Origin of the sequence: Rhodococcus sp. (in: high G+C Gram-positive bacteria), assembly GCF_049286785.1 — a bacterium.
Lineage (GTDB): Bacteria > Actinomycetota > Actinomycetes > Mycobacteriales > Mycobacteriaceae > Rhodococcus_F.
On the sequence record NZ_JBAQEO010000197.1, the window covers coordinates 1 to 2889 of the forward strand.

General features: G+C 61.2%; 3 protein-coding genes and 2 pseudogenes. 1 reads left to right on the forward strand and 4 read right to left on the reverse strand.

The window, feature by feature from the left end; translation table 11 throughout:
- The 4 genes and pseudogenes from WAW17_RS08125 to WAW17_RS08140 all read right to left on the reverse strand — a co-directional run.
- Nucleotides 1-221 (reverse strand): PLDc N-terminal domain-containing protein (locus tag WAW17_RS08125; protein ID WP_422332476.1); only part of this gene is annotated, 221 nt, incomplete at its 3' end.
- Nucleotides 222-432: 211 nt separating this feature from the next.
- A pseudogene (locus WAW17_RS08130) lies at nt 433-754 on the reverse strand (IS1634 family transposase); the annotation flags it as partial.
- 571 nt (nt 755-1325) lie between these two features.
- Nucleotides 1326-1745 (reverse strand): DUF3788 domain-containing protein, encoded by a 420-nt coding sequence (locus tag WAW17_RS08135; protein ID WP_422332477.1) that lies wholly within the window; start codon nt 1743-1745, stop codon nt 1326-1328.
- Between the two features lie 307 nt (nt 1746-2052).
- A pseudogene (locus WAW17_RS08140) lies at nt 2053-2232 on the reverse strand (hypothetical protein); the annotation flags it as partial.
- Nucleotides 2233-2425: 193 nt separating this feature from the next.
- On the opposite strand from WAW17_RS08140, the gene WAW17_RS08145 reads away from it, so the two are divergent.
- The coding region (locus WAW17_RS08145; protein WP_422332478.1) for an exodeoxyribonuclease V subunit gamma at nt 2426-2889 on the forward strand (464 nt) is incomplete at its 3' end.

A 2889-nucleotide genomic window follows, 5' to 3' on the forward strand; every position in this document is an offset into this window, starting at 1 on the left:
ACCTGGCGCTCCGCCATGCCGCGGCCACGGACTATCAGATAGACAAACGCAGCCAGGTAGGGCAATACGATCAAGAAGATGATCCACAAGATCTTCACGATGCCGGACATCGCGCGGTCACGGAACAGATCACCAAGGATCTGGAACAAGATCATCAGGTAGGCGACAAACGCGAAAATGACCAGCGTGTACCACAGCAAGTCCCAGAACGAATCCAACATGGCCGCTCACTCCTATTCGTTTGGGGCAGAAAACAACAGGCCGCCCGAACTAAGACTGTCGAAGCCAGAATGGCCCACCGTCCAGGGCTACAATACTTCCCGCAGCCCTGCTGTCAGTGGCGAATCCGGCGTCAACTACCAACCAATTTTCATTCTGGCTGTCGACGGCACGTGAAAACTGACCACGGTATGGCAGGCGGGTTCAAGTAGTCACCAGCTGGAAGAACGCATCATTGTCGATCACGTCGAACCCGAGCTGCCGCCAGGCTGTGTCGATGACTTCGATCAGCCAGCGTGAGCGTTTGCCGGTGATCACCGACGCTCCATCCGTGGACGTGCCGAGGTCGAGGTCGAGTTGCTGCTGACCGGCATTCAGTTTCTCGCGGGCCGCCTCGAGTAGAGCGGCGAGCTCACCGTCGGTACGGGCCGAGCCGAGATGTTCGAGTACCTATGTCTCGGCGGCCCTGTTTGGCCGCGATCTGCACTGCCGTCGCGCCCGAGGCGGTGCGAACTTTGCGGATATAGGCGGCCACGGGCGGGGTTCTACCGGCCGATTAGTGTGCCACTTTCCCGGACTGCACCTCTGTCACCAGCGCAAATACCCCCGGCAACCCCGGAAAACGGCCAACCTGGTGCAACTCAGGTCAGAGGCGGAGACGCGCCACTGTGACCTTCGTGTTAGGTGCAACCGGCGCCGCTGCCTGGCGCAGTACTCGCCAGAGGGAAAGCTCTTCGTTTCTATAGTGTGACGCTCAAATCCCGATGAGCTGCCCAAGCGCACCACTTCGAGCAGCCGGAGAGGCGTCGGCAGTAGACGATTCAGACAATTGTCGAGGCCACTCGTGCTTTCGAGTTCGTGATCTCGTTCGTCGCAGTTCTTGGAGCTGCTCAGGAGGACTGCCGTCGAACCGGTAAAGCAGGCCGGGGCCGCTACTCTCGGTAACCGCCTGCCATCGGGAGGACAGGTGCGGTCGGCGATTTACCCGCCGGATCAGTTCGCCCCGCGGCCACCACGCGTGTGTCATGCACGCGGCTCCCCGCCTGTCTGTATGCACACGTGTGAGCGCCCGCCTCGGCGGTGGATTGGAGGGTCATGCTTCCTTGTCATTTTTTCGGCCTTCGTTTTGCCGCCAGAAGCAGCATGACATCTTTTACGACTCTGTCGGAATCAATTGTAAGAAGCAGCCATTTCCCGTCATGATAGGTAGTGGCATGGTCGTATTCCTCTTGGGTCTTCTTTGTCAGGCTATTCCTGATTGCTTCAACTTTTTCCCGCTCGGCTTTTCCGAAAACTATCAACAGAGCGCAACGATTCTTCTCGGGGATCAACGTACAGAATGATTTGTTCTTCTTGTACCTCAGGGACCAGCCGTGTTTCTTTCCGCCGTAGAGCCACTCGGGGGTAAAAATGCTTGTGTAGTCCCGCTCTATCGTCTGCTGGATTAGTTTCCAGTATTCATACGCATCCTTGCCGACCCGGTCGGCAACTGCAGAATCGGTTGGTGGGTTTCCGGGTTCTGTCATGCGACTCGTGGATTCGTTCATTTATTCCCCGCATAACCTTGATGGTGCGTACGCACGCGCACGTGTGGTGCGGTGCGGTGCGATTGGTTTTCGTCGACTCCGAAACCCGGTCCTATTGCCCTGAACGTGTGAGAAGTGCCGCGTAGCCCGCACGTAATCGTATCGGAAGGCAAGGAACGTGGGTGAGAGTGACCGCTTACGGGCGGGTGACTGCGTAACCGATATAGGTCGCGATTTGAGCGTGGGTTGTGTCGGGCAGGGTGCTGAGTCGGGTGCGAACCAGGGATTCCAGCGCGCGGTCCGTCGGCCAGGCCGGGCCGTACACGGAGGCCAACCGGCCGAGTGTGAGCGCGGCGAGCAGCAGTCCGACGTCACGCAATGCGGCATCGTAGATGCCTGGGTAGCTCAGCAGGTTGACGATGATGCCGGCGAGCCAGGCGGCGACGATGTAGGTCGCATACCGCGGTGTGATATCGCCGGCAGTTCCCACCCCACGGCACATGCGGAACTGGACCCGCGACCGCACCGGTGCTGTGTGGTGGTCCACCACGCGGCCTTGGACCCAGACCGGCCGCGCAAACCCGAGATAACGCCCCTTGGCGGCGCGTGCGACCGGATCGTCGGTGGGATGTGGTTGAGTCTGACAGGTTCACCCGAGTGCGGGAGTGAAGGGAGGCTACGTGCTGGTACTGCATCGCGCGGAACGTTCCACCACGCTCGCTGCTGCACTGGGTGAGGTGCTCGCGAAGCCGCTCACCGACCCGTTTGCGCGGGAGGTCGTCGCCGTCCCCGCGAAGGGCGTGGAGCGGTGGCTCACTCAGCGACTCTCGACGACCCTGGGCTCGCGGCCGGCGTTGGCAGACGGGGTGGCGGCGAACATCGAATTTCCGTCACCGGCGCGGCTGGTAGACCACGCTCTCGCCGCGGCGACCGGCCTGACCGCCGACGACGACCCATGGCACCAGTCGAGGGTGCTGTGGGCGCTGCTCGAGGTCATCGACGGATGCGTCGGCGAGCCGTGGTGTGCCGTGCTTGCCAAGCACCTCGGCCACGGGCGCAGCGAGCACGATCCGGAAGGATACCGCTCGGGTCGCCGGTATTCGACCGCCGCCCACCTCACCGATCTGTTCCGCAGCTACGGAGC

What these genes read in the sequence shown, in the direction of transcription:
- WAW17_RS08135 (WP_422332477.1), bottom strand. Translation starts at nt 1,745, where the DNA reads ATGACAGAACCCGGAAACCCACCAACCGATTCTGCAGTTGCCGACCGG.